Source organism: Bacillus cereus group sp. BfR-BA-01382, from assembly GCF_022663475.1.
GTDB lineage: Bacteria > Bacillota > Bacilli > Bacillales > Bacillaceae_G > Bacillus_A > Bacillus_A thuringiensis_S.
On record NZ_JAKUFQ010000351.1, the window covers coordinates 1 to 284 of the forward strand.

Consider the following 284-nt stretch of genomic DNA (forward strand, 5'->3'; position numbering starts at 1 on the left):
AGAAAGTGCTCGTACAGCGGTGAAATATGAATCACAAGTAACAGTGGCACCAGCGGTGGATACAGTAAAAGTAGCGAACAATAAAGCTGGAGATGCGGATACAATTACAGTAAGTGGGGTTGCCGAAGGTGATCTTGTTCGCGTATATGATGCATCAACAGAAGGAAAAGAGTTAGGAAATGCGACAGTAGCAAAAGAAGCGACAGAAGTGAAAATTGAAAAAACAGATTTACTAGTATCAACAGGCGGCACAGTATACGTAACAGTAACGAAACCGAATAAAG

1 pseudogene is annotated in these 284 nt (G+C 41.5%); it reads left to right on the plus strand.

Annotated elements, in window-relative coordinates:
• A pseudogene (locus MR160_RS34290) lies at nt 1-284 on the plus strand (hypothetical protein); the annotation flags it as partial.